The sequence below is a fragment of the Ensifer sp. R1-3 genome (genome assembly GCF_056739175.1).
Genome location: NZ_CP096515.1, coordinates 1,290,011 through 1,314,950, shown reverse-complemented (window position 1 = coordinate 1,314,950; position 24,940 = coordinate 1,290,011). Strand labels below are relative to the sequence as shown.

Annotated in this window: 24 protein-coding genes; 18 read left to right on the top strand and 6 right to left on the bottom strand. The window is 62.8% G+C overall.

All coding sequences use genetic code 11. The annotated features are described in order from the left end of the window. Positions 1-11: 11 nt before the first annotated feature. Complete coding sequence (parE, locus tag M1D43_RS06295; protein WP_003534725.1) at positions 12-2,072, bottom strand: DNA topoisomerase IV subunit B; 2,061 nt, start codon at positions 2,070-2,072, stop codon at positions 12-14. 192 nt (positions 2,073-2,264) lie between these two features. Between parE and M1D43_RS06290 the strand changes: the two genes are divergently transcribed. Further along, positions 2,265-3,200 (top strand): alpha/beta hydrolase, encoded by a 936-nt coding sequence (locus M1D43_RS06290; RefSeq protein WP_318853557.1) that lies wholly within the window; start codon positions 2,265-2,267, stop codon positions 3,198-3,200. A 24-nt stretch (positions 3,201-3,224) separates the two neighbouring features. Next, positions 3,225-4,550, top strand: coding sequence for an FAD-binding oxidoreductase (locus M1D43_RS06285; protein ID WP_153315193.1), 1,326 nt, complete (start codon positions 3,225-3,227; stop codon positions 4,548-4,550). On the opposite strand, the gene M1D43_RS06280 is transcribed toward M1D43_RS06285, so the two are convergent. After that, entirely contained in the window at positions 4,547-5,152 is a 606-nt protein-coding gene (locus tag M1D43_RS06280) for a YceI family protein (RefSeq protein WP_153315191.1), read from the bottom strand. The two genes, M1D43_RS06285 and M1D43_RS06280, sit on opposite strands and share 4 nt — an antisense overlap. Continuing rightward, positions 5,149-5,775, bottom strand: a complete 627-nt coding sequence (locus tag M1D43_RS06275) for a cytochrome b (protein WP_015241143.1) — start codon at positions 5,773-5,775, stop codon at positions 5,149-5,151. The genes M1D43_RS06280 and M1D43_RS06275 overlap by 4 nt, the downstream gene beginning before the upstream one ends. Positions 5,776-6,035: 260 nt before the next feature. Between M1D43_RS06275 and tpiA the strand changes: the two genes are divergently transcribed. The 15 genes from tpiA to lipA all read left to right on the top strand — a co-directional run bounded on the left by tpiA (position 6,036) and on the right by lipA (position 21,702). Further along, positions 6,036-6,806, top strand: a complete 771-nt coding sequence (gene tpiA / locus M1D43_RS06270) for a triose-phosphate isomerase (protein WP_127638839.1) — start codon at positions 6,036-6,038, stop codon at positions 6,804-6,806. A gap of 122 nt (positions 6,807-6,928) precedes the next feature. Then, on the top strand, positions 6,929-7,414 hold the full coding sequence (gene secG / locus M1D43_RS06265; protein ID WP_127638840.1) for a preprotein translocase subunit SecG: 486 nt from the start codon (positions 6,929-6,931) through the stop codon (positions 7,412-7,414). 134 nt (positions 7,415-7,548) lie between these two features. Then, the gene (pyrG, locus tag M1D43_RS06260) at positions 7,549-9,186 is read left to right on the top strand and encodes a CTP synthase (RefSeq protein ID WP_162098018.1); all 1,638 of its coding nucleotides are present in this window, start codon (positions 7,549-7,551) and stop codon (positions 9,184-9,186) included. Positions 9,187-9,338: 152 nt separating this feature from the next. After that, positions 9,339-10,229 (top strand): VOC family protein, encoded by an 891-nt coding sequence (locus M1D43_RS06255; RefSeq protein ID WP_003534734.1) that lies wholly within the window; start codon positions 9,339-9,341, stop codon positions 10,227-10,229. Next, positions 10,229-11,071: a 3-deoxy-8-phosphooctulonate synthase gene (gene kdsA / locus M1D43_RS06250; RefSeq protein WP_192923503.1), complete on the top strand. Its 843-nt coding sequence runs from the start codon at positions 10,229-10,231 to the stop codon at positions 11,069-11,071. Before M1D43_RS06255 ends, kdsA begins: the two co-directional genes overlap by 1 nt. A 134-nt stretch (positions 11,072-11,205) precedes the next feature. Further along, the gene (gene eno / locus M1D43_RS06245) at positions 11,206-12,480 is read left to right on the top strand and encodes a phosphopyruvate hydratase (protein WP_010969226.1); all 1,275 of its coding nucleotides are present in this window, start codon (positions 11,206-11,208) and stop codon (positions 12,478-12,480) included. A 769-nt stretch (positions 12,481-13,249) separates the two neighbouring features. Continuing rightward, a complete protein-coding gene (locus tag M1D43_RS06240) occupies positions 13,250-13,570 on the top strand; it encodes an FtsB family cell division protein (protein WP_028011128.1) in 321 nt (106 codons plus the stop codon). A 136-nt stretch (positions 13,571-13,706) separates the two neighbouring features. Further along, entirely contained in the window at positions 13,707-14,753 is a 1,047-nt protein-coding gene (pdhA, locus tag M1D43_RS06235) for a pyruvate dehydrogenase (acetyl-transferring) E1 component subunit alpha (RefSeq protein WP_003535472.1), read from the top strand. 17 nt (positions 14,754-14,770) lie between these two features. Beyond that, positions 14,771-16,153, top strand: a complete 1,383-nt coding sequence (locus M1D43_RS06230; RefSeq protein WP_010969227.1) for a pyruvate dehydrogenase complex E1 component subunit beta — start codon at positions 14,771-14,773, stop codon at positions 16,151-16,153. 12 nt (positions 16,154-16,165) lie between these two features. Then, on the top strand, positions 16,166-17,527 hold the full coding sequence (locus tag M1D43_RS06225; RefSeq protein WP_153314846.1) for a pyruvate dehydrogenase complex dihydrolipoamide acetyltransferase: 1,362 nt from the start codon (positions 16,166-16,168) through the stop codon (positions 17,525-17,527). A 56-nt stretch (positions 17,528-17,583) separates the two neighbouring features. After that, positions 17,584-18,225, top strand: a complete 642-nt coding sequence (locus tag M1D43_RS06220; RefSeq protein WP_014529674.1) for an SGNH/GDSL hydrolase family protein — start codon at positions 17,584-17,586, stop codon at positions 18,223-18,225. A 2-nt stretch (positions 18,226-18,227) separates the two neighbouring features. Continuing rightward, the gene (locus tag M1D43_RS06215; protein WP_014526695.1) at positions 18,228-18,809 is read left to right on the top strand and encodes a GNAT family N-acetyltransferase; all 582 of its coding nucleotides are present in this window, start codon (positions 18,228-18,230) and stop codon (positions 18,807-18,809) included. A gap of 17 nt (positions 18,810-18,826) precedes the next feature. Next, entirely contained in the window at positions 18,827-20,272 is a 1,446-nt protein-coding gene (lpdA, locus tag M1D43_RS06210) for a dihydrolipoyl dehydrogenase (protein WP_010969230.1), read from the top strand. Between the two features lie 75 nt (positions 20,273-20,347). Further along, entirely contained in the window at positions 20,348-20,599 is a 252-nt protein-coding gene (locus M1D43_RS06205) for a GlsB/YeaQ/YmgE family stress response membrane protein (protein WP_003535458.1), read from the top strand. Positions 20,600-20,733: 134 nt separating this feature from the next. Beyond that, a complete protein-coding gene (gene lipA, locus M1D43_RS06200) occupies positions 20,734-21,702 on the top strand; it encodes a lipoyl synthase (RefSeq protein ID WP_003535457.1) in 969 nt (322 codons plus the stop codon). Between the two features lie 244 nt (positions 21,703-21,946). Here the strand turns inward: lipA and M1D43_RS06195 are convergent, their stop codons facing one another. Then, positions 21,947-22,525, bottom strand: coding sequence for a hypothetical protein (locus M1D43_RS06195; protein ID WP_003535456.1), 579 nt, complete (start codon positions 22,523-22,525; stop codon positions 21,947-21,949). Between the two features lie 204 nt (positions 22,526-22,729). On the opposite strand from M1D43_RS06195, the gene M1D43_RS06190 reads away from it, so the two are divergent. Next, complete coding sequence (locus tag M1D43_RS06190; protein WP_015241148.1) at positions 22,730-23,179, top strand: type II toxin-antitoxin system RatA family toxin; 450 nt, start codon at positions 22,730-22,732, stop codon at positions 23,177-23,179. On the opposite strand, the gene M1D43_RS06185 is transcribed toward M1D43_RS06190, so the two are convergent. Both M1D43_RS06185 and M1D43_RS06180 read right to left on the bottom strand, forming a co-directional pair. Continuing rightward, on the bottom strand, positions 23,167-23,664 hold the full coding sequence (locus tag M1D43_RS06185; protein WP_153314844.1) for a CinA family protein: 498 nt from the start codon (positions 23,662-23,664) through the stop codon (positions 23,167-23,169). The two genes, M1D43_RS06190 and M1D43_RS06185, sit on opposite strands and share 13 nt — an antisense overlap. Further along, on the bottom strand, positions 23,645-24,877 hold the full coding sequence (locus M1D43_RS06180) for a bifunctional 2-C-methyl-D-erythritol 4-phosphate cytidylyltransferase/2-C-methyl-D-erythritol 2,4-cyclodiphosphate synthase (protein WP_498814196.1): 1,233 nt from the start codon (positions 24,875-24,877) through the stop codon (positions 23,645-23,647). The genes M1D43_RS06185 and M1D43_RS06180 overlap by 20 nt, the downstream gene beginning before the upstream one ends. Positions 24,878-24,940 lie beyond the last annotated feature (63 nt).

The window sequence follows — 24,940 nt, the reverse complement described above, 5'->3', positions numbered from 1 at the left end:
GATCGCGAGTTTCAGATGTCCAGGTTGTCCGCGAAGACCGCGCGCTCCTGGATGAAACGGAAGCGGGCCTCGGCTTTCGTTCCCATCAGGCTGTCGACGGCATCGCGGGTGCCCTCGAAGTCGACATCGTCGATTTCGACCTTGAGGAGCGTCCGCTTGGCCGGGTCCATCGTGGTTTCCTTGAGCTGCGCGGGCAGCATCTCGCCGAGGCCCTTGAACCGCCCGAGTTCGACTTTGCCGCGACCATTGAACTCCGTCCGCATCAGCTCTTCGCGATGCGCGTCGTCGCGGGCATAAAGCGTCTTGGAACCCTGGCTCAGGCGATAGAGCGGCGGCACGGCGAGATAGAGATGGCCTCCGCGGATGAGCTCCGGCATCTCCTGATAGAAGAAGGTGATCAGAAGAGAGGCGATGTGCGCACCGTCGACGTCGGCGTCGGTCATGATGATGATGCGCTCGTAGCGCAGGTCCTCTTCGCGATACTTCGAGCGCGTGCCGCAGCCGAGCGCCTGGACGAGATCGCCGATCTGCTGATTGGCACCGAGCTTCTCGCGGCCGGCGCTGGCGACGTTGAGGATCTTGCCGCGCAGCGGCAGGATCGCCTGGTTGGCGCGGTTGCGCGCCTGTTTGGCCGAACCGCCGGCCGAGTCCCCTTCGACGATGAAGAGTTCGGCACCTTCCGCCGTATTCTGGGCGCAGTCCGCGAGCTTGCCTGGCAGGCGCAGCTTGCGGACCGCCGTCTTGCGGCTGACTTCCTTTTCCTTGCGCCGGCGTACACGCTCCTCGGCGCGCTCCACCACCCAGTCGAGAAGCTTGGCCGCCTCTGCCGGATTGTCGGCGAGATAATGGTCGAAAGGATCGCGAAGCGCGTTTTCGACGATGCGCTGCGCCTCCACCGTTGCCAGCTTGTCCTTCGTCTGACCGACGAATTCCGGCTCGCGAATGAAGACCGAGAGCATGCCTGCCGCAGAGATCATGACATCGTCCGTGGTGACGATCGCAGCGCGCTTGTTCTGTGTGAGCTCGGCGTAGTTCTTGAGCCCCTTCGTCAGCGCAATGCGCAGACCCGCCTCGTGCGTTCCCCCTTCGGGTGTCGGGATGGTGTTGCAGTAGGAATGGATCTGCTGGTCGCCGCCATACCAGGTGACGGCCCATTCGAGCGAACCGTGGCCACCGGACTTTTCCGATTTGCCGGCGAAAATCTCGCGGGTGACCGTGAATTCCTTGCCGAGCGTGGCGGCGAGATAGTCCTTGAGGCCGCCGGGGAAATGAAACACGGCCCTGTCCGGGATTTCCGAACCTTCCGGCAGGAGCGCCGGATCGCAGGACCAGCGGATTTCGACGCCGCCGAAGAGGTAGGCCTTGGAGCGGGCCATTCGGAAAAGCCGCGCCGGCTCGAAACGGGCATGCGGTCCGAAGATCTGCGGGTCGGGGTGGAAACGGACCCTGGTGCCGCGCCGGTTGTGTACGTCACCCAGGTCTTCGAGGCCGCCCTGCGCGATGCCGCGGGAGAAGCGCTGGCGATAGAGCCGGCGATTGCGTGCAACTTCGACTTCAAGGTCGTCCGACAGTGCGTTGACCACGGAAACGCCGACGCCGTGCAGGCCGCCGGAGGTCTCATAGGCCTTGCCGTCGAACTTGCCGCCGGCATGCAGCACCGTCATCACCACCTCGAGCGTCGACTTGCCGGGAAATTTCGGGTGGTTCTCGACGGGGATGCCGCGGCCGTTGTCGGTCACCGTCAGGTAGCCGTCGGCGTCCAGGTTCACGTCGATGAAGTTGGCGTGTCCCGCGACCGCCTCGTCCATCGAGTTGTCGATGACCTCGGCGAACAGATGATGCAGGGCCTTTTCGTCCGTCCCGCCGATATACATGCCCGGACGGCGCCGGACCGGCTCCAGACCTTCCAGCACTTCGATTGCCGAGGCGTCGTAGTCGCTGCCGTCGCTCGTCTTGGGTGCGGGGCGCGACGCTTCGTTACCGGCGGCGGGGGCCGCGGGCTTGCGTGGCGCGGCATCCGCCGGCTTCGGCTGTTGGGGCATAGCGGAAAAAAGGTCGCTGCTGTCGTCCATGAAGCGTTCAGATCGTTCCTGTCTAATTGTCGGCTAGGCCATAGCAAGACCGCGGCGCGGCCGCCATCCTTTGTCGCGCGAATCACCGGAATTCTGCCAGAGTCTCGCCCGAAGAGCGAACAAAAGGCGAATTTCGATGCCCCGGAGGAAGAAATACCCTTTAATGAGCCAGATTTGCCGCGCCAGTGTTGCTTGGCCGAGGCGCCGGTGGCAAGGCAGGCGCCGAACGAGGGAGCCGATCGGGTGTCCATGTCCACAATTCTTTTCTCCATACGGCATCTGATCGGCGCGCTTCTTTTCGCGAGCCTTGCCGTTTCCGCAAGGGCCGAACCCGTTAAACCCTACAAGGATGCGTTGTTTCGCTATAGCAGACTGCTTCAGGAGGCGGATGGCGGCGACTTCCGCGTTGTCGATTACCAGGAACTACGCGACATCAACGAGCGCGACCAGATACCCGAGCGGCGGGTGAAGCGCGCTTACGTGTCGCTCGGTGTCAAGGGCGTGCAGGTGAACGAGACGCTCGGTTTCGGCGAGCGGGGGCTTGACGTCACCCGCGTCGGCCCCGATCGCGGCGCCGCATTCACCGTGATCTTTATTCATGGTCGCGGCGGCGACCGCCGTCTCGGTGCCAATGATTTCGCCTTCGGAGGCAATTTCAATCGCCTCAAAAATCTGGCTGTCGTCAATGGCGGAACCTATTACGCTCCAAGCGTCAGGTCCTTCGATGCTGCGGGCGTAGCGGATGTTTCGGCACTGATCCGTTTCGCAGCGGAGCGTTCCGGCGGAAGGCCGGTAATCCTTTCCTGTGCCTCCATGGGAAGCTTCATCTGCTGGGGCATAGCCCGCCAAGAGGCAGCCGTCTCGGCCCTTGGCGGCATGATGATCATGGGCGGCCCCGCCGACCCAGACTTTCGCAAGAGTGCCGCCTACGGCGCGCGGCTGCCGATACTCTTCAGCCACGGCAGCCGCGACAGCGTCTATCCGGCCGAGTCCCAGATCGCGCTCTACCGCAGCCTCAGATCGAAGGGCTATCCTGCCCGTTTCGTCCTGTTCGAAACAGGTTCGCATGGAACTCCGATCAGAATGACGGACTGGCGAGAGGCGCTGAACTGGATCCTTGACCGCTAGGCGGTTGTGGAGTTGACGGCGGTAATGAGAATGGACGATTTCGAGGAAGCGGGTCGGTTTGGAAACCGGTCTCGACCGACCGTTTCACCCGATGACTACGAGGACGGCATAAGCTCGGTGGCCGCCATGGCGTTTCTTCCCGTCGGCAATGGCCTGAGCCACGGCGATGTTTGCCGCAACCAATTCGGGACGCTTATCGAAAGCAGGAAGCATAACCGCATCCTGTCTTTCGATCCGGGGAGCGGGACCATTCGCTGCGAGGCCGGCACTATCCTTGCCGACCTGCTGGCGCGCGCCGTTCCGCATCGCTTCTTTCTTCCCGTGACGCCGGCGACGGGCCTCGTCACCGTCGGCGGCGCCGTCGCCAACGACATCCACGGCGGCAATCACCATGCGCGCGGCTCCTTCGGCAATCACGTCCGGCGCCTGACCTTGCTGCGCTCGACGGGCCAACGCCTGGTCTGCTCGCCCGAGGAGAATGCGGAACTCTTCGCTGCGACGATCGGCGGCCTGGGACTGACCGGGCTGATCCTCGACGTCGAGCTTCGGTTGATGAAGGTGCCGTCGCCGCATGTCCAGCGGCACGTGCTTCGCTTCGATAGTCTCGATCGATATTTCACGCTGGCCGAACGGGCCGAAGAGGAGCACGAGTATGCCGTAGCCTGGCTCGACCAGCTCGCGACGGGACGGCGCATGGGGAGGGGCGTCCTGTTCGCCGCGGATCACGCCGACGGCGCTTGCGAATATCCTGATATCCCGAAGGGGCCGAGGCTCGCCGTGCCTTTTTCGCCGCCCTTCAGTCTGTTCAACAGCGTGACGCTGAAAATGCTGAACGAATACCGCTTTCGCAAGCACGACCGTGGTGAGACCGTGTCGACGCAGACGTGGACTTCCTACTTTCACCCTCTCGACGCGATCGGCGGGTGGCGCAGGCTCTACGGGCGGCGTGGCCTCTGCCAGCATCAAAGCGTCTATCCCGTTGCGACCGCGCCGGAGACCACGGCGCGGTTGCTCGAAACAGCCCGCCGTGCCGGTCATGGGTCCGTACGGACGAAGCTGCACCGTTTCGGTGGCATAGCCTCCCCAGGGCTTCTCTCCTTTTCGAGGCCGGGCTTCGCCCTGACCATGGACTTTGCCAATCAAGGCGAGGCCACCGTCAAGCTGCTCGACGCTCTCGACGAGATTGCCGTCGTGGCCGGCGGTGCGGTCAATCCGTGCCAGGACTTCCGCATGAGCCCAGCCATCTTCGAAGCATCATTTCCCGCCTGGAAAAGGCTGGAGGCGCTGCGCGATCCGGCAATGGTCTCGGACTTCTGGCGGCGCACGGCTCTGGCGCCCGGGCAAACCTAACGCTTCTGCCCCCTTATGTTCATGTCGAACTCCACGACGTTGGAGTAAATGGGCGTCCCGACGGTCATGCCGTAGGGCGAGCGGCGGATGCTGCCGCGGATCGTGAAGGAAATCGAGCGCCTGTTCCAATCGGTGAGCCTCACGTCGAAGCGCTCCTTGCGGCTCTTGCCCCGCGCGGTGAGAACGCCCTCGATCGTTGCGGTATCCGGGCCGGTCTGGCTGACGCCGGTAGAGCGGAAGGTCACGGTCCTGTGGTTGGCTGCATCGAACACTGCGCTGGAGCGCAGGAAGTCCTCGATCCGGCGCTCGGTGGACCTTACGCTCTCCGGAAAAAGCGTGAACTCCACGGAGGATCGCCCGACGTCGTCGCCATCGATCCGGAACATGCCCGAGAATTTAGTGAAGCTGCCGGCAATGCCGCCGCTGCCACCCACTTGTCCCACGCTGAACTGGATCCTCGAGGAACTCGCGATGCGGTAGTTCCCGGCGGCGTTCGCAAGTGCCGGCGCTTTCGCCCCCGCAACCGGCGTCCCTGCGAGGGCAAGGGCGAGAAGCGCGAGCGGCAGGGCCACCGCCATGGACTGCTTGCCTGGGCTGGTCATGTTCGTTTCCTCTCGACAATGGTCTCGTCCTTTCCGGAAGTCTTGACGGTGCTGCCGGTGCGCGGCATTGACCCGGAGCGAAGCATGCGGATGAGCACCAAGTCGCGACGCACGAGATGGTGATAGAATGCTGCCGCCGCGTGGATCGCGACCAGGCCAAGCGTCACATAGGTGAGCATTGCATGGGCGAGGGCCCAGAACGCTTCCGAAGTCCCGGATTTCGGGAGCGGCAGATGCGGAATGATGATCAAGTTGAAATAGAAGCTCGGGATCGCCAGCGTCGAGACGGACACGACCGCCCAGCCGGACAGCGGCACGAGGAGTGCGAGCGCGATGAGCGACAGATGCGTGGCCCGTGCGGCCATGTGCTCCATCGGGCCAAGGGTAGGAGAAGCTGCCGGGCTGGTTTCCACGAGCCACCAGAGCATCCGAAACGCAGCCAGTCCCAAAGCGGTGAATCCGAACGACTTGTGCCACTGGTAAAGGGAGAACTGCAGAGCCGGGTCGATCTCGATGCGCCGCATGACGAAGCCGGCGAGGATGAGCCCGAGGATCAGAACCGCGATCGTCCAGTGAAGGGCGATCGTCACCGTTCCGAACCCGTTGTCGCTGTTGCGCAGCATGGCAGACTCCGACGCCCGGCGCGTACGTCTACGTGATGGTAGAGCGTCTCCGCATTAGACGCCCGCGGCCTCGTTTTTATTCGCTTTCGCCCGGTCGATTCGCCATTGGGGCCGGACAGCCGGCAAAGCGTTATGGGGCGACGTATTCCGCAGAGCTTGTACCGCCGGCGCCGGAATAATCCGCCTGGGTGCTTTTTTTTACGCGAGCGATTTGCTACGCCGCTTGCCGAGACGAAGAGACCTGATCTGGAGGAGATCCCATGACGCCCGATATCCGCCCGCTCGTCGCCGGCAACTGGAAGATGAATGGAACACGTGCGTCTCTGGACCAGATCAAGGCAATGGCCGAGGGCGTCAAAGGCGACCTTTCCGCGAGGGTTGACGCCCTGATCTGCCCGCCCGCCACATTGCTTTACGTTGCGACCGCGCTTTGCGACGACAGCCCTTTGATGATCGGGGCGCAGGACTGCCACCAGAAACAGTCGGGAGCCCATACCGGCGAAGTCTCGGCTGAAATGGTCGCCGATTGCTTCGGCACGCATGTGATCGTCGGCCATTCCGAACGGCGCACCGATCATGGCGAAGGCGACGCACTGGTGCGTGCCAAGACGGAGGCCGCGCATGGCGCGGATCTCGTCGCGATCGTTTGCGTCGGTGAGACGGAAGAGGAGCGCAAGGCCGGCCGGACGCTCGATATTCTGAAGCGCCAACTCGCCGAGAGCCTGCCGGATCAGGCGACGGCCGAAAATACGGTGATCGCCTACGAACCCGTGTGGGCGATCGGCACCGGCCTGACGCCCACCGTGTCCGACGTCGAGGAGGCGCACGCCTTCATGCGCCGCGAGCTCGTCTCGCGCTTCGGCGCGGAAGGCGGCAAGATGCGCATCCTCTATGGAGGTTCCGTCAAGCCCTCGAATGCGAAGGAACTCATGGGCGTTGCCAATGTCGACGGCGCCCTGATCGGCGGCGCGAGCTTGAAAGCCGATGATTTCCTCGCCATCTACAGGGCCTATGAAGAATTGACTGCCTGATTGCCGCGGGACTTGGAATAGCTGGCGGCTTGGTATAAAGAGGCGCCAAATTTGACGCGGCCCCACGGTGAGGCCGGCGTCGTTCGATTCGCATGCCCCGCAGAGGGCAGGACTGGAAGCTGATGCAGACCGTACTACTCGTCATCTATCTCATGGTGGTCGTCGCCCTGATCGGCGTCGTTCTCATTCAGCGTTCCGAAGGCGGCGGTCTCGGGATCGGCGGCGGCTCGGGCTTCATGTCCGCGCGTGGCACGGCCAATGCGCTGACCCGAACGACCGCGGTTCTGGCCTTCCTTTTCTTCGCCCTGGCGCTGGCGATGGGCATCCTGTCGCGCTACGAGCCGCAGGCGACCGACATTCTCGACCGAATCCCGGGAACGAGCTCGAGCGGCGGCGTACTCGATTCGCTCGGTGGCGGTCAGACCGCACCGGCCGGCGGAAACACCGAGGCTCCGGCCAATGGCAACGGCGCCAACAACGCCGCACCGGCAGGTGGCACTGCCGCGCCTCAGGCCCCGGCAGGTGCCGCACCTGCCGCTCCGGCCCCCGCAGCCCCGGCTGATGGTGCCAATGGCAATACGGGATCGCAAGTTCCGAGCGGTCAGTAAGGCCGCAAATCAGAAGATCTGCCGGCGGATGCCTTCATCCGCCGGTTTTGTTTTGTGTGAAATCTGCCATTCCGCACGGAAAATTCTGAAAGACGAATTTTTCGGTGGCGGAATCGTTTGTGAAAAGGTATCCGGTGACTCCCATGGCGCGATATGTATTCATCACTGGCGGCGTGGTCTCCTCCCTCGGAAAAGGCATCGCTGCGGCCGCTCTTGGAGCGTTGCTGCAGGCGCGTGGCTACCGTGTGAGGCTGCGCAAGCTCGATCCCTACCTGAACGTCGATCCGGGCACCATGAGCCCCACCCAGCACGGCGAGGTGTTCGTCACCGACGACGGCGCGGAAACGGACCTCGATCTCGGGCACTACGAGCGTTTCACGGGGCGCTCGGCGACCAAGACCGACAACATCACCACGGGCCGGATCTACAAGAACATCATCGACAAGGAGCGGCGTGGCGACTATCTCGGCGCGACGGTCCAGGTGATCCCGCACGTCACAAATGAAATCAAGAACTTCGTCACCGAAGGCAATGAGGACTACGATTTCGTCATCTGCGAAATCGGCGGCACGGTCGGCGATATCGAGGCGATGCCCTTCATGGAGGCGATCCGCCAGCTCGGCAACGATCTGCCGCGCGGCACCGCCGTCTATGTCCATTTGACGCTGATGCCCTACATTCCGGCCGCGGGCGAGCTGAAGACCAAGCCGACCCAGCATTCCGTCAAAGAACTGCAGGCGCTCGGCATTCATCCGGACATCCTGCTCGTGCGCGCCGACCGGGAAATCCCGGAAGCGGAACGCCGCAAGCTGTCGCTCTTCTGCAATGTCCGCCAGTCCGCGGTCATCCAGGCGCTCGACGTCGCTTCGATCTATGACGTGCCGATCGCCTATCACAAGGAAGGGCTCGACAACGAAGTGCTTGCCGCCTTCGGCATCGAGCCGGCGCCGAAGCCGCGCATGGAAGCCTGGGAAGATGTGGCGCACCGGATCCGCACGCCTGAAGGCGAAGTGACGATCGCGATCGTCGGCAAATATACCGGCCTGAAGGATGCCTATAAGTCGCTGATCGAGGCGCTCTACCATGGCGGCATCGCCAATCGCGTCAAGGTCAAGCTCGAGTGGATCGAGTCGGAGGTCTTCGAAAAGGAGGACCCGGCGCCCTATCTGGAAAAGGTCCACGGCATTCTCGTTCCGGGCGGATTCGGCGAACGCGGCTCGGAAGGCAAGATCAATGCGGCGCGCTTTGCCCGCGAGCGCAAGGTGCCCTATTTCGGCATCTGCTTCGGCATGCAGATGGCGGTCGTCGAAGCGGCGCGCAATCTCGCCGGTATCGAAAAGGCGTCTTCGACGGAATTCGGCCCGACCAAGGAGCCGGTCGTCGGCCTGATGACCGAGTGGGTGAAGGGCAATGAACTCGAGAAGCGGTCCGCCGCGGGCGATCTCGGCGGCACCATGCGCCTCGGCGCCTATCGCGCAGCGTTGAAGCCCGACACCAAGATCGCCGGGATCTATGGGTCGCCCGATATTTCCGAGCGTCACCGCCACCGCTACGAGGTCAATGTCGATTACAAGAGCCGACTGGAATCCTGTGGCCTGGTTTTCTCCGGCATGTCCCCGGACGGCGTTCTGCCGGAGACGATCGAGTATCCCGACCATCCCTGGTTCATCGGCGTTCAGTACCATCCGGAACTGAAGTCGCGCCCGCTCGATCCGCACCCGCTCTTTTCGAGCTTCATCGAGGCGGCGCTCGAACAGTCCCGGCTTGTGTAGCCGGATCACCGAATAGGCAATGACTTCTGCGGCCGCCTGCAAGAGGCGGCCGTTCGCATTTCCGGTCACGGTACCGGGCGCCCCGCCGCCGCGCTTGCAATCGGCGGTCAAAAGTTGCAAACAGCGGCAAACCGGTCATCAGGGAATCCGCCATGAGCCAATCCAAGCGAACCGCCCGCCCGCTCGATCATCTCGTGCTGCCGGTGGCCGATCTCGCGCGGACGAGGCAGCGCCTGGCGGCGCTCGGCTTCACGGTTGCCGATGAGGCGCGCCACCCCTTCGGCACAGCAAATGCCTGCGTCTTCTTCTCGGACGACACCTATCTGGAGCCGCTCGCGGTCGCTTCGCGGGAGGAATGCGAGGCAGCCGCGCTTGAAGGCAACGCCTTCGTGGCGCGTGACCAGGCGTTTCGTTTTCGCCAGGGGGCGGAGGGCCTGTCGGCCGTCGTGCTCGGGACGCCGGACGCTGCCGAAGATCACATCCGTTTCCGCTCGCGCGGCATCTCCGGCGGCGAAATGCTCGAATTCTCACGGCCTTTGCGGCTGCCCGACGGGCGCGAAGGGCTCGGTTCCTTCCGGCTTTCCTTTGCCGCGGACCTGCGTTCGCCGGACTTTTTCCTTTTTGCCTGCCAGCGCCTGCGTGCGCTGCCGGTCGACAGCAGCTCGCTTCACCGCCATGGAAACGGCGTGCTCGGCATTGCCGAGGTCGTGCTTTCGGAGCAGAACCCGACGGATTTCCAGTATCTTCTGCAGGAAGCCGTGGACGAGCGCGAGGTCTCGGCCCATTCCTTCGGCATGGACATCCAGGCAGGCAGTGCCAAAATCAACGTCCTGACCCCGGCCGGCGTGGAGGCATTCTTCGGTCGCTCGATCGAGGGTGCAGAGCGCGGCTTGCGGGGTCGCGCCGTGGTCTTCCGCGTGAGCGATCTGGAGGCCACGCGGGCGCTGTTCGCGCAGAACGATATCGAATTCGCAGAAATGGGCGGACGCCTCATTGTTCCGGAAGCGCCGGGTCAGGGTGTAGTCTTCGCCTTTGGAGGATGATGATGGAAACCAATTCAAGGGTCGTCGTCGGCGAAGGTGCCGGCCAGGTGGTGTTCTCGCAGAAGGAACGGCTGACGCTGATCGCCGGACCCTGCCAGATGGAGAGCCGCGAACACGCCTTCATGATTGCGGGGGAGCTCGTCGAGCTCTGCAGATCGCTCGGGCTCGGACTCGTCTATAAATCTTCTTTCGACAAGGCGAACCGTACCTCGCTCTCCGGCAAGCGCGGCATCGGGCTCGACAAGGCGATGGAGGTCTTCGCCGACCTCAAGCGGGAGTTCGGTTTTCCGGTGCTGACGGATATCCATACGGAAGAGCAATGCGCTGCCGTGGCCGAGACCGTCGACATCCTGCAGATCCCGGCCTTTCTGTCACGGCAGACGGATCTGCTCGTCGCCGCCGCCAAGACGGGGCGGACGATCAACGTCAAGAAGGGCCAGTTCCTCGCCCCCTGGGACATGAAGAACGTCCTTGCCAAGTTCACCGAGAGCGGCAACCCGAACGTGCTTCTCTGCGAGCGCGGCGCTTCCTTCGGCTATAATACGCTGGTCTCCGACATGCGCTCGCTGCCTATCATGGCGGCACTCGGCGCTCCGGTGGTCTTCGATGCGACCCATTCCGTGCAGCAGCCGGGCGGGCACGGCGGTTCGAGCGGCGGCCAGCGTGAGTTCGTCGAGACATTGGCGAGGGCGGCCGTGGCCGTCGGTGTCGCCGGTGTCTTTGTCGAGACCCATGAGGATCCCGACAATGCTCCCTCCGACGGTCCGAACATGGTGCCGCTGAAGGACATGCCGCGGCTGCTTGAGAAACTGCTCGCCTTTGACGCGGTTTCGAAAGCGTGAGCCGGTGCCGCGCTTCGTGAATTTTTCATGAAGCGGCCCGGCGGTCCGGATTTTGCGATCCCGGCGCCATTGTAATTTCAAGGCCGTGAATTAAGACAGGCCGACCATCATCATCGTCCACAAGGGAAGAGATCATGACTGCAATCATCGACATCATCGGCCGAGAGATCCTCGACAGCCGCGGCAACCCGACCGTCGAGGTCGATGTCCATCTCGAGGATGGCAGTTTCGGTCGCGCGGCGGTTCCCTCGGGCGCCTCGACCGGTGCGCATGAAGCGGTTGAGCTGCGCGATGGAGGCACGCGTTATCTCGGCAAGGGCGTAGAACGCGCCGTCGATGCGGTGAACGGCGAGATATTCGAGGCGATCGGCGGCCTCGACGCTGAAAACCAGATCCAGATCGACCGTACCATGATCGAGCTCGACGGCACGCCGAACAAGTCGCGCCTCGGCGCCAACGCCATTCTCGGTGTTTCGCTGGCCGTCGCGAAGGCCGCTGCGGAAGCCTCCGGCCTGCCGCTCTACCGCTATGTCGGCGGCCCGAACGCGCATCTCCTGCCCGTTCCGATGATGAACATCATCAATGGCGGCGCTCACGCCGACAATCCGATCGACTTCCAGGAATTCATGATCATGCCGGTCGGCGCCGAGACCCTCAAGGACGCCGTCCGCATGGGTTCGGAAGTCTTCCACACGCTGAAGAAGCAGCTCGCCGCGGATGGCCACAACACCAATGTCGGCGACGAAGGCGGCTTTGCGCCGGGCCTCGCCTCTGCGCCTGCAGCCCTCGACTTCATCATGAAGTCGATCGAGAAGGCCGGCTACAAACCGGGCGAGGACATGTATGTCGCCCTCGACTGCGCTTCGACCGAATTCTTCAAGGACGGCAAATACGTGCTCGAGGGGGAGGGCCGTACGCTGGAGCCGGGTGCCATGGCCGAGTATCTCGCCGAGCTCGCCGGCAAATATCCGATCATCTCGATCGAGGACGGCATGGCTGAAGACGATTGGGACGGCTGGAAATCCCTGACCGACCTCGTCGGCAACAAGTGCCAGCTTGTCGGCGACGACCTGTTCGTCACCAATTCTGCGCGCCTGCGCGACGGCATCAAGATGGGCGTCGCGAACTCCATCCTCGTCAAGGTCAACCAGATCGGATCGCTTTCGGAAACGCTCGATGCGGTCGAGACCGCGCACAAGGCGCGTTATACCGCCGTCATGTCGCACCGCTCCGGCGAGACCGAGGATTCGACGATTGCCGACCTCGCGGTCGCCACCAATTGCGGTCAGATCAAGACCGGCTCGCTCGCACGTTCCGACCGGCTCGCCAAGTACAACCAGTTGATCCGTATCGAGGAACAGCTCGGCCCGCAGGCGCAATATGCCGGACGCTCGGTCCTGCGTGGATGATTGAAGGCGGGGCGGGGGTAGTTTTCCGCCTCTCATCCGCCTGCCGCGACCTTCTCCCCGTTCTGACGCTACGGCATGCACATATCTCTTGCGCGCCGGGGCGGCGGATACTGCTGATGAAGGGGATCCCTCGGGAACCCAACCGGCTCAACCCCGCTCGGTCTCGGTTGCCCCTCAACCGGCTGCCGCCACCTTCTCCCCGCAGGCGGGGAGAAGGGATATGCCGCGCCCGTTCGCTCCCTCGGGCGGACGGTGAATGCGGGGTTCAGTCGGCGCCGCTTGTCCCTTCTCCCCGCCTGCGGGGAGAAGGTGCCGGCAGGCGGATGAGGGGCGGGTGACCGCTAATGCCAATGTTAGCGCATACGGGTTTGATCCCAAGACCCATCCGCAAGCCTCGCCACTGCTGGAAATACAGATGCCGCCACTCCGGAGTAAGTCCGCGAAGGGCTGGACAACAAGAGATATGTGCATGCCGTAGCGTTCTGACGGGGAGAAGGGACAAGCGGCGGCGCTACGAGTCCCTTCGCCCCGCTTGCGGGGAGAAGGTGCCGGCAGGCGGATGAGGGGCCGCCGCGATTTCATGGCCGATGGCCGGCCGACGGCGCTCCGTCCTCCGAATTCCCTCTCCATTCGCAAATTATTCATGGTCAACCGTCGGTTAATCAATCGACGCTAGTCTTCATATTCGTACTGCGTATTGGAGCGGGCGCGGGATTATGGTTTGCAGTTTCTCCTGCAGCCCGCTCCAACTCAATTCAGGGCATGAGCGATGTGGACACGGCATCACAAGAAGCGAAGACTGGGGCGATTGGTGGTGCCGTTGCTGGCGGTCGCCTTCCTTTCCTATTTCGGCTATCATTCGATCCATGGCGGCTATGGTCTGGAGGCGACGAAGGAGTTTGACCGCCAGATTGCCGAGCGGCAGGCACGGCTGGACGAGCTCACTCAGACGCGAAAAATCCTGGAAAAGGAAGTCGAGCTGATGAGCGACGGTTCGCTGGAGAGAGACATGCTGGATGAGAAGGCTCGCCTCGCGCTCAACATGTCGCGCAGCGACGAGATCGTTATTTTCCACCACTCTGCGAATTAACTGAAAATAGGTTAAGTCAAAAAAGACCTGAAAGTTCAAATGGTTGGCGCGAATAATAGCCATGCAAATATGGCATTGCTGCCGCGCTTTTCTTTCCCTATGGTAGCCGCCAAAGGCTAACCATTGGGAGGAACGAATGGCTCCGCGAAAATCCGCGTCCGTTTCCAGCCGCAAGACCGCTGCCAAGCCGGCCAAGAAAGATTTTGCCGGCGGCACGATCGCCGAATTCTCCAAGGAAGACGATCTCAAGGCCTACCGGGAAATGCTGTTGATCCGGCGTTTCGAGGAAAAGGCCGGCCAGCTCTACGGCATGGGATTCATCGGTGGTTTCTGTCACCTCTATATCGGTCAGGAAGCCGTCGTCGTCGGGATGCAGCTGGCGCTGAAAGAGGGCGACCAGGTCATCACCGGCTATCGCGACCATGGCCATATGCTCGCCTGCGGCATGAGTGCGCGCGGCGTGATGGCGGAGCTCACCGGGCGCCGTGGCGGTCTTTCCAAGGGGAAGGGCGGCTCTATGCACATGTTCTCCAAGGAAAAGCATTTCTATGGCGGGCACGGCATCGTCGGTGCACAGGTCTCGCTCGGGACCGGCCTCGCTTTCGCCAACAGATACCGCGGCAACGACAATGTAAGCCTCGCCTATTTCGGCGACGGTGCCGCCAACCAGGGTCAGGTCTATGAGAGCTTCAACATGGCCGCTCTCTGGAAACTGCCGGTGATCTACATCGTCGAGAACAACCGTTATGCCATGGGTACCTCCGTGTCGCGGGCATCGGCGCAGACCGATTTCTCCCAGCGCGGCGCTTCCTTCGGCATTCCCGGCTATCAGGTCGACGGCATGGATGTCCGCGCCGTCAAGGCCGCAGCCGACGAGGCGGTCGAACATTGCCGTTCCGGCAAGGGCCCGATCATCCTCGAAATGCTGACCTACCGCTATCGCGGCCATTCCATGTCCGATCCGGCGAAGTATCGCTCGAAGGATGAAGTGCAGAAGATGCGTTCGGAGCATGATCCGATCGAGCAGGTGAAGGCCCGCCTGACGGATAAAGGCTGGGCCACCGAGGACGAACTGAAGCAGATTGACAAGGAGGTTCGCGACATCGTTGCGGACAGTGCCGATTTCGCCCAGTCTGATCCGGAGCCGGATGTCTCCGAGCTCTATACCGATATCCTGCTTTGATCCGGGGAGGGACAAACATGCCTGTAGAAATCCTTATGCCTGCCCTTTCCCCGACCATGGAGGAAGGCACGCTCTCCAAGTGGCTGAAGAACGAGGGGGACAAGGTGTCCTCCGGCGATGTCATCGCGGAAATCGAAACCGACAAGGCCACGATGGAAGTGGAAGCGGTAGACGAAGGCACGATCGGCAAGCTGCTGATCGCAGCCGGCACCGAGGGTGTGAAGGTGAACACGCCGATCGCCGTCCTGTTGCAGGATGGCGAAGCCGCAAGCGACATCGATTCCATGAAAACCGAAGCCCCGAAAGCGGAAACGCCTAAGCCGGCCGCGGCTGAAGCGCCGGCTGCTTCCGCGGCGCCCGTCGCGGCGCAGCCCAAGGCGGACGTTCCTTCCGACCCGGCAATTCCGGCCGGAACCGAAATGGCGACGATGACCGTCCGCGAAGCGCTTCGCGACGCGATGGCCGAAGAGATGCGCGCCAATGAGGACGTCTTCGTCATGGGCGAAGAGGTCGCCGAATACCAGGGCGCCTACAAGGTCACGCAGGGCCTGTTGCAGGAATTCGGTGCGCGCCGCGTGGTCGACACGCCGATCACGGAACATGGCTTTGCCGGCGTCGGCGTCGGCGCGGCGATGACGGGTCTGCGCCCGATCGTCGAGTTCATGACGTTCAACTTCGCCATGCAGGCGATCGACCAGATCATCAACTCGGCCGCTAAGACGCTCTATATGTCCGGCGGCCAGATGGGCGCGCCGATCGTCTTCCGCGGTCCGAGCGGTGCTGCAGCCCGCGTCGCCGCGCAGCACTCCCAGTGCTATGCCGCCTGGTACAGCCACATTCCGGGCCTGAAGGTCGTCATGCCCTATACGGCGGCGGACGCGAAGGGGCTGCTCAAGGCCGCCATCCGCGATCCGAACCCGGTGATCTTCCTCGAAAACGAGATCCTTTACGGCCAGTCCTTCGAAGTGCCGAAGCTCGACGATTTCGTGCTGCCGATCGGCAAGGCACGCATCCATCGTACCGGCAAGGACGCGACGCTCGTCTCCTTCGGCATCGGCATGACCTATGCGATCAAGGCCGCGGCGGAACTCGAGGCGCAGGGTATCGACGTCGAGATCATCGACCTTCGCACGATCCGGCCGATGGACCTGCCGACCGTCATCGAGTCCGTCAAGAAGACCGGCCGCCTCGTCACCGTCGAGGAAGGATATCCTCAGTCCTCCGTCGGCACCGAGATCGCCACCCGCGTCATGCAGCAGGCCTTCGACTATCTCGATGCGCCGATCCTGACGATCGCCGGCAAGGACGTGCCGATGCCTTACGCGGCCAACCTTGAAAAGCTTGCTCTGCCGAATGTCGCGGAAGTCGTCGATGCGGTGAAAGCCGTCTGCTACAAATAAGGGGGTCGTTCGATGCCAATCAACATCACCATGCCGGCCCTCTCTCCGACCATGGAAGAAGGCAATCTGGCCAAGTGGCTGGTCAAGGAAGGCGACAAGGTCAAGTCCGGCGATGTGATCGCCGAGATCGAGACCGACAAGGCGACCATGGAAGTGGAAGCCGTCGATGAGGGCACGGTCGCCAAGATCGTCGTTCCCGCCGGCACTGAAGGCGTCAAGGTCAATGCGCTGATCGCGGTTCTCGCCGCCGAGGGCGAAGACGTCGCGACTGCCGCCAAGGGCGGCAACGGTGCAGCGGGAGCAGCCCCGGCACCGAGGCCGAAGGAAACGGCCGAAACGGCACCGGCCGCGGCTCCGGCACCCGCCGCAGCGCCGGCACCCGCCGCAGCGCCGGCACCGCAAGCTGCTGCTCCGGTTTCTCCTGCGCCCGCCGATGGCGAAGGCAAGCGCATCTTTTCGTCGCCGCTGGCACGCCGCCTCGCGAAGGAGGCAGGCATCGACCTTTCGGCGATCGCCGGTTCCGGACCGCATGGCCGCGTCGTCAAGAAGGACGTCGAGACAGCCGTTTCCGGTGGCGCCGCCAAACCCGCCGCCGCGCCGGCAGCAGCTCCGGCCTCGGCGACGCTCGGTAAGGGCATGTCGGAGGACGCCGTCCTCAAGCTCTTCGAGCCAGGCTCCTACGAACTCGTGCCGCATGACGGCATGCGCAAGACGATCGCCAAGCGCCTCGTCGAATCGAAGCAGACGATCCCGCATTTCTATGTTTCGGTCGATTGCGAGCTCGACGCGCTTATGGCGCTGCGCGCCCAGCTGAATGCCGCAGCACCTGAAAAGGATGGTAAGCCGGTCTACAAGCTTTCCGTGAACGACATGGTGATCAAGGCGCTTGCTCTGGCGCTGCGCGACGTTCCGGATGCGAATGTGTCCTGGACCGATCAGAACATGGTCAAGCACAAGCACGCGGACGTCGGCGTGGCCGTCTCCATCCCCGGCGGCCTGATCACGCCCATCGTCCGCCAGGCGGAGTTGAAGAGCCTCTCGGCGATCTCCAACGAGATGAAGGATCTCGGCAAGCGCGCGAAGGAGCGCAAGCTGAAGCCGGAAGAATATCAGGGCGGCACCACGGCCGTCTCCAATATGGGCATGATGGGCGTCAAGGACTTCGCCGCCGTCGTCAATCCGCCGCACGCGACGATCCTCGCGGTCGGCGCCGGCGAGGACCGTGTCGTCGTCAGGAACAAGGAAATGGTCATCGCCAATGTGATGACCGTCACGCTTTCGACCGACCATCGCTGCGTCGATGGCGCGCTCGGCGCCGAACTGCTCGCCGCCTTCAAGCGCTACATCGAAAACCCGATGGGTATGCTCGTCTGATGCGATCCGGACCGGCTTCCCAGCCGGTCCTTTCCCCATGAAAAGCGAGTAGGCAGATGAAGACAGTCCTTTGCTACGGTGACAGTCTGACCTGGGGATACGATGCAACCGGTTCCGGCCGGCATGCGCTGGAGGACCGTTGGCCGAGCGTGCTGCAGAAGGCGCTCGGTTCGGACGCGCATGTCATCGCCGAAGGGCTGAACGGGCGGACGACCGCCTATGACGACCATCTCGCCGATTGCGACCGGAACGGCGCGCGTGTCCTCCCGACGGTCCTGCACACCCACGCGCCACTCGATCTCATCGTGTTCATGCTCGGCTCGAACGACATGAAACCGATCATTCACGGCACCGCTTTCGGCGCGGTGAAGGGCATCGAGCGCCTCGTCAATCTGGTGCGCAGGCACGACTGGCCGACGGAAACGGAGGAGGAGCCCGAGATTCTCATCGTCTCGCCGCCGCCGCTCTGCGAGACGGCCAACAGCGCTTTTGCCGCCATGTTCGCGGGCGGGGTCGAGCAATCCGCAATGCTGGCGCCGCTTTATCGCGATCTCGCCGACGAGCTCGACTGCGGCTTCTTCGACGGCGGATCGGTGGCCAGGACGACGCCGATCGACGGTGTCCACCTCGACGCGGAGAACACCCGGGCAGTCGGCAGAGGATTGGAGCCTGTCGTGCGGATGATGCTCGGGCTTTGACGATGACGGCTGGCGCGACCCTCAGGCCTGCTAAGCGAAGCGAGGCAGCGGAACTTGCGATCCTGATCGACATCGCCTCACACGGCTTTGCCTCCTGGCTCTGGTACGGCGGCGTTCTGAGCAAATCCGCGGAAACCGCCTTCGAGCATGGCCGCAACGTGCTGCGTCGGGATGCCGGGCCCGGTACGTGGCGCGATGCGGTGGTGGCCGAAATCGGAGACGAGATCGTCGGCGTGTCGGTTTCCTACGGCATCGATGCATCGATCCTCGAGATCCAGCCGAAACATCCCGTGCTTGCGCCCTTGCTTTTCCTGCAGAAGCAGGTGGTCGGTCACTGGTTCATCGATAGCCTCGGCGTTTACCGCCATTACCGCGGTAAAGGCATAGGCCGCGCTCTGCTCGAGAACGAGTTTTCCCGCGCTGGACAGGCGCCGGTGAGCCTGATCACCGAAAGCCACAATGAAACAGCGCAGGCGCTTTACAGGCTGAACGGCTTCGAGGAGGTGGCGCGCGCCGAGGCCGTGCCGCTTTTCGAAGACAGCAGAAAACACGACTGGGTGCTTTTCACCCGCAACGCCGCTTGACCAAAGGTAGGAAAAACATGGCTGAGAATTACGACGTTATCGTTGTCGGTTCGGGTCCGGGCGGATACGTGACCGCCATTCGTTCGGCGCAGCTGGGTTTGAAGACGGCGATCGTCGAGCGGGAGCATCTGGGCGGGATCTGCCTCAACTGGGGCTGCATTCCGACCAAGGCGCTGCTGCGCTCCGCCGAAATTCTCGACCATGCCAACCATGCCAAGAACTACGGCCTGACCCTCGAAGGCAAGATCACCGCCAACGTCAAGGATGTCGTTGCCCGCTCGCGCGGCGTCTCCGCGCGGCTGAACGGCGGCGTCGCCTTCCTGATGAAGAAGAACAAGGTGGACGTGATCTGGGGTGAGGCGAAGCTCACCAAACCCGGCGAGATCGTCGTCGGCGCGCCGTCCAAGCCAGCCGTCCAGCCGCAGAACCCGGTTCCGAAGGGCGTCAAGGGAGAGGGTACCTATACGGCCAAACACATCATCGTCGCAACCGGCGCGCGCCCGCGCGCGCTCCCCGGCATCGAGCCGGACGGCAAGCTGATCTGGACCTATTTCGAGGCGATGAAGCCGGAGGAATTCCCGAAGTCGCTGCTCGTCATGGGCTCCGGCGCGATCGGCATCGAATTCGCGAGCTTCTACCGCTCGATGGGCGTCGACGTGACCGTCGTCGAACTGCTGCCGCAGATCATGCCGGTCGAGGATGCGGAAATTTCCGCCTTCGCCCGTAAGCAGCTCGAAAAGCGCGGCCTGAAGATCATCACCGATGCCAAGGTGACGAAGGTCGAGAAGGGCGCGAACGACGTCACGGCGCATGTGGAGACGAAGGACGGCAAGGTCACGCCGATCAAGGCGGACCGTCTGATCTCCGCCGTCGGCGTTCAGGGCAACATCGAGAACCTCGGCCTCGAGGCTCTCGGCGTGAAGACCGACCGCGGCTGCATCGTCACCGATGGCTACGGAAAGACCAATGTCGCGGGCATCTATGCGATCGGCGACGTCGCCGGCCCGCCGATGCTGGCGCACAAGGCCGAGCATGAGGGCGTCATCTGCGTCGAGAAGATTGCCGGGGTTCCCGGCGTGCACGCGCTCGACAAGGGCAAGATCCCGGGCTGCACCTATTGCGACCCGCAGGTCGCCTCCGTGGGCCTCACGGAAGCGAAGGCCAAGGAACTCGGCCGCGACATCCGCGTCGGCCGATACAGCTTCGGCGCAAACGGCAAGGCGATCGCGCTCGGCGAAGACCAGGGCCTGATCAAGACCATCTTCGACAAGAAGACCGGCGAACTGATCGGCGCGCACATGGTAGGGGCCGAAGTGACGGAACTCATCCAGGGCTTCGTCGTCGCCATGAACCTGGAGACGACCGAAGAGGAACTGATGCACACGGTGTTCCCGCACCCGACCCTTTCGGAGATGATGAAGGAAAGCGTGCTCGATGCCTACGGCAGAGTATTGAACGCCTGATGACGCGCGGCCGTCCGGAACTTTCGGCTTTTTCACGCATTGATTGCATGGCATCTACAATGCGGGGAGGTTCTCATGAGCTTGAATGGCGTAGGTATCCTGGCGGCGATCATCATCGGCGGGCTTGCCGGCTGGTTGGCGGAAAAATTCATGAACAGCCAGATGGGGCTGTTCGCGAACATCATCCTTGGCATTATCGGCGCCGTGGTATTGAATTTCATTCTCGCGGCCCTGGGCATGGCCTACACCGGCTGGATCGCCTATCTCATCATCGGATTCATCGGCGCATGCCTGTTGATCGCGGCGGGCCGCGCCGTTCGAGGGTAGGGCCATTCACCATTCGTTTGCCGTCAGGCTGCCATGCAAATGGTGGCCTGACTTTTCATGTCCGGCTGTTTATATAAGGCGACAAGGTGCGGGCGGCCTTGCTGCCGCTTGCCCGTCACTATGAAGGAAGACACATGGTAACGGTTTTCGACGCCGTCTCGGATCGGGCGCAGCGTGTTCGCCACCCGGAAAAGGCCCACCGGCCCGACACCGAGGTCCTGCGCAAGCCGGACTGGATCCGTGTGAAGGCACCGACCTCGAAGGGATACCAGGAGACCCGCTCGATCGTGAAGAGCCACAAGCTCGTGACGGTCTGCGAGGAAGCCGGATGCCCGAACATCGGCGAGTGCTGGGACAAGAAGCACGCGACGTTCATGATCATGGGCGAGATCTGCACGCGTGCCTGTGCCTTCTGCAACGTCGCGACCGGCAAGCCCAATGCCCTCGATCTGGACGAGCCCGCAAATGTCGCCAAGGCGGTGAAGCAGATGGGCCTGAGCCATGTCGTCATCACCTCAGTCGACCGCGACGACCTCGACGACGGCGGCGCCGAGCATTTCGAGAAGGTCATCTTCGCGATCCGGGAAGCCTCGCCGGAAACCACGATCGAAATCCTGACGCCCGATTTCCTCCGCAAGCCCGGCGCGCTGGAGCGTGTCGTGGCCGCCAAGCCGGACGTTTTCAACCACAATCTCGAAACGGTTCCGTCCAACTACCTGACGGTCCGGCCGGGCGCGCGCTATTTCCATTCGATCCGGCTACTGCAGCGCGTGAAGGAACTCGACCCCACCATGTTCACCAAGTCGGGCATCATGGTCGGCCTCGGCGAGGAGCGCAACGAAGTGCTGCAGCTGATGGACGACCTGCGTACCGCCGATGTCGATTTCCTGACGATCGGCCAATATCTGCAGCCGAGCCGCAAGCATCACAAGGTCGAGAAATTCGTCACTCCGGAAGAATTCAAGTCCTACGAGACGGTCGCCTACACCAAGGGCTTCCTGATGGTTTCCTCAAGCCCGCTGACCCGCTCGTCCCACCATGCCGGCGACGACTTCGCAAGGCTGAAGGCGGCGCGCGAAAGGAAGCTGGCTGCGGCGGAGTAGTCCGCCTGCTTCCGCCCCTCATCCGGCCTGCCGGCCACCTTCTCCCCGCAGGCGGGGCGAAGGGACCCCGTGGCAACACCCCGCACTCGTTTACCCGATGAGGATCGGGACGGCTCGGCGAGTCCCTTCTCCCCATCATAATGGGGAGAAGGTGCCGGCAGGCGGATGAGGGGCATTCGCGACATGCTGCCAAATTCAACAAGTGCGGCGCACCAATCACTTGAGCAGGACGCGCATGAGGCGCTCATTTATCGACCCTGAATGCCGGCAGCGAAAGCAATCGGACCGCTACCGACAAGGCAAAGCTTGCGTCACCCCTAACGTGGTCGGCGGCTGGCGATTGATTTTCGAGGGCTCGGTGCGTCAAGTTCGAGGGATCATCAATATTCCTATAATGCGACAGTGGGTTGCGCAATTTCATGAGACGTTGAAGATCTTTGACGTCGGCGTCGACGATGATCCCCCGGCTCAAGCATCGTTCGAGGGTAATAGGAAATTTGACCCTTGGCGGCAGTTGTTCCCCGTCAATTCCGAGTTCCAGGTATGATGCCAAAAGATGTTCTGCAAGCCCTTGGCATAACATCACGGTCGCGATGTAGTTTCCATGAACGAAGCTCGATCTGGCTTCTGTCCAAGCAAGATATGTCGTCTCGCCTCCGGTGAACATCGTGCCGTTTGCGCCGAGGGACGTCGAGAGGTCCGCCAATTGGCGGAACCGAGCAACCTTTGAAGGCAGCTCGTCATGCAGGTCGGCCAAGAGGATTCGGACAAAGCCAAGATCGGTGACCGGCGACAGAATTTCGAGTTGTTGCTCTTCGTCCATAATATCTCGTGCGAAAGGAAGCTCGCGCAGAATAGAGGAAACGCGGTGAGTTACGAAAGGCGAATTCCTTTGCCAGCATAGGGCGCCATGCGAACATATAGCATCAAGGTCGAATATCGTTCGCATGAGCAGTCTGCCGCAACAAGCCGGGCACAAATGCGCCGCCTCCTTGATCTTCCGGCGCTGGGGCCTTAACTCAAATTCATGCCGCATTTCGAAACCAACCACGTCGTCAAGCACTCGGCCGAGCAGATGTTCGCTCTCGTTGCCGATGTCGAGCGTTATCCGGAGTTCCTGCCCCTTTGCGAAGCGCTGAGCGTACGCTCGCGCAAGGAGCGCGACGGCAAGGTGCTGCTGCTTGCCGACATGACGGTCGGCTACAAGGCGATCCGGGAAACATTCACAACCCAGGTGCTTCTCAAACGGGAAGAGCGGATCATCGACGTCAACTATATCGAGGGTCCGTTCAAGTACCTCGACAATGTCTGGCGTTTCGAGCCCGTGGACGAAAGCCAGTCGATCGTACACTTCTGCATAGACTATGAATTCAAGAGCCGCCTTCTGGGCGCGCTCATGGGCTCGATGTTCGATCGCGCCTTCCGCATGTTCTCCGAGGCATTCGAAAAGCGGGCGGATGTGATCTACGGGTCGTGAGCCAGCTCTGCGACCAGATCGAGCGCCGTGTGCACGGTGGCAAGCCGCACCGCAGCCCGGCCGATGTCGCCGTAGCGCATTTCCCGGTAAATCATCGCGCCGTCGCGAGCGGCAGCGGCGAGATGGACCAGGCCGACGGGCTTCTCGGCGGAGCCGCCGCCCGGCCCGGCTATGCCCGTGACGGCCACGGCCATATCGGCGGCTGAGTGCAAAACCGCGCCGCGGGCCATCTCCATTGCCGTCTCACGCGAGACGGCGCCATGTGCGGCAAGCGTTGCGGGGTTCACGCCGAGCATCTCGACCTTCGCTTCGTTGGAATAGGTGACGAAGCCGCGGTCGACGACGGAGGACGAGCCTGCGATTTCCGTCAAGGCGCCGGCGATCAGGCCGCCGGTGCAGGACTCCGCGGTCGCCAGTTTAAGTCCGCGGGAGGTGAAATCCTGGATTATGGCCCGCGCTTTCTCTTCAGTATCGGTCGTCCACATCGGGCTTGCTCCGTGATGTATAGACGACGGTCGCGGTGGCGATCGCCGCAATTCCTTCGTTCCGCCCGACAAAGCCGAGTTTCTCGTTGGTCGTCGCCTTGATCGAACAGCGGTCGAGCGAAATACCGAGTATCGCTGCAAGGTTCTCGCGCATCTGCTGACGATGCGGCCCGACCTTGGGCGCCTCGGCAATCAGCGATATGTCGGCATTGGTAATAGTGCCGCCGCGCTCGCGGACGATCCGCGCAGCGTGTTCGAGAAAGATGCGCGAAGGCGCGCCCTTCCACTGCGGGTCGGATGGCGGGAAGTGGTCGCCGATGTCGCCGGCACCGCAAGTGGCGAGCAGGGCGTCGGTCAAGGCGTGCAGGGCTACGTCCGCGTCGGAATGGCCGGAGAGTTTGCGGTCGTGGGGGATGAAGACACCACAGAGGGTGACACCGTCGCCGTCCACGAGTTGATGCACGTCATAGCCGTTGCCGGTGCGCACATCGGGAATGGCCATGCGGGTCAGTTTCTCGTCTGCCATCGACAGGTCCCTCCGGAGTGTCAACTTGAAATTGTCCACGGCTCCTTCCACCAGAAGGACGGGGATGCCGGCCCATTCGGCGATAGAGGCGTCGTCCGTAAAGTCGGACCTGCCGCTTGCCGCCGCTCGCCGGTGAGCGGAGAGGATCGGCTCGAGGCGGAAGCACTGCGGCGTCTGCGCGGCGTAGAGATCGGTTCGCGGAACGGTCTCGGCGACGAGGCCGGCCGCCTTCGTACGCTTCAGCGTGTCGGCGACCGCAATTGCCGGCAGGAGGGCCTGGGCGCCGTCACGAAGCGCCGCACCGCAGCGATCGAGCAGTGTGTGATCGAAAAAGGGGCGCACCGCGTCGTGGATCATCACGTATTCCACGCCGGTAGCGGCGACCGCTTCCAGCCCGGCGAGCACCGAAAGCTGGCGCGTCGCTCCGCCGTGAACCACCGTCAGCTCGAAGGTCCCGGCCATCCGCTTGCGGGCCGCCGCGAACAGCTCTTCGTCATCGGGGTGGATCACGACGACGACGGGTCCCGCTCCGGGCCATGTCGCGAAAATGTCAAGCGTATGGGCGATAACGGGCCGATCACCGATCGTGCGGTATTGCTTCGGTCCCTCGGCCGACTGGCCGGCGCGCTCGCCGCGGCCGGCCGCAACGATCACGACGCCGCAGGAGAACTGTTCTTCGCCTTGCATCTTCTGTATGTGGTCCCGCATTCGCCAATATTCGCCGTGATGTACCGCGAAGGTCCTGCCATG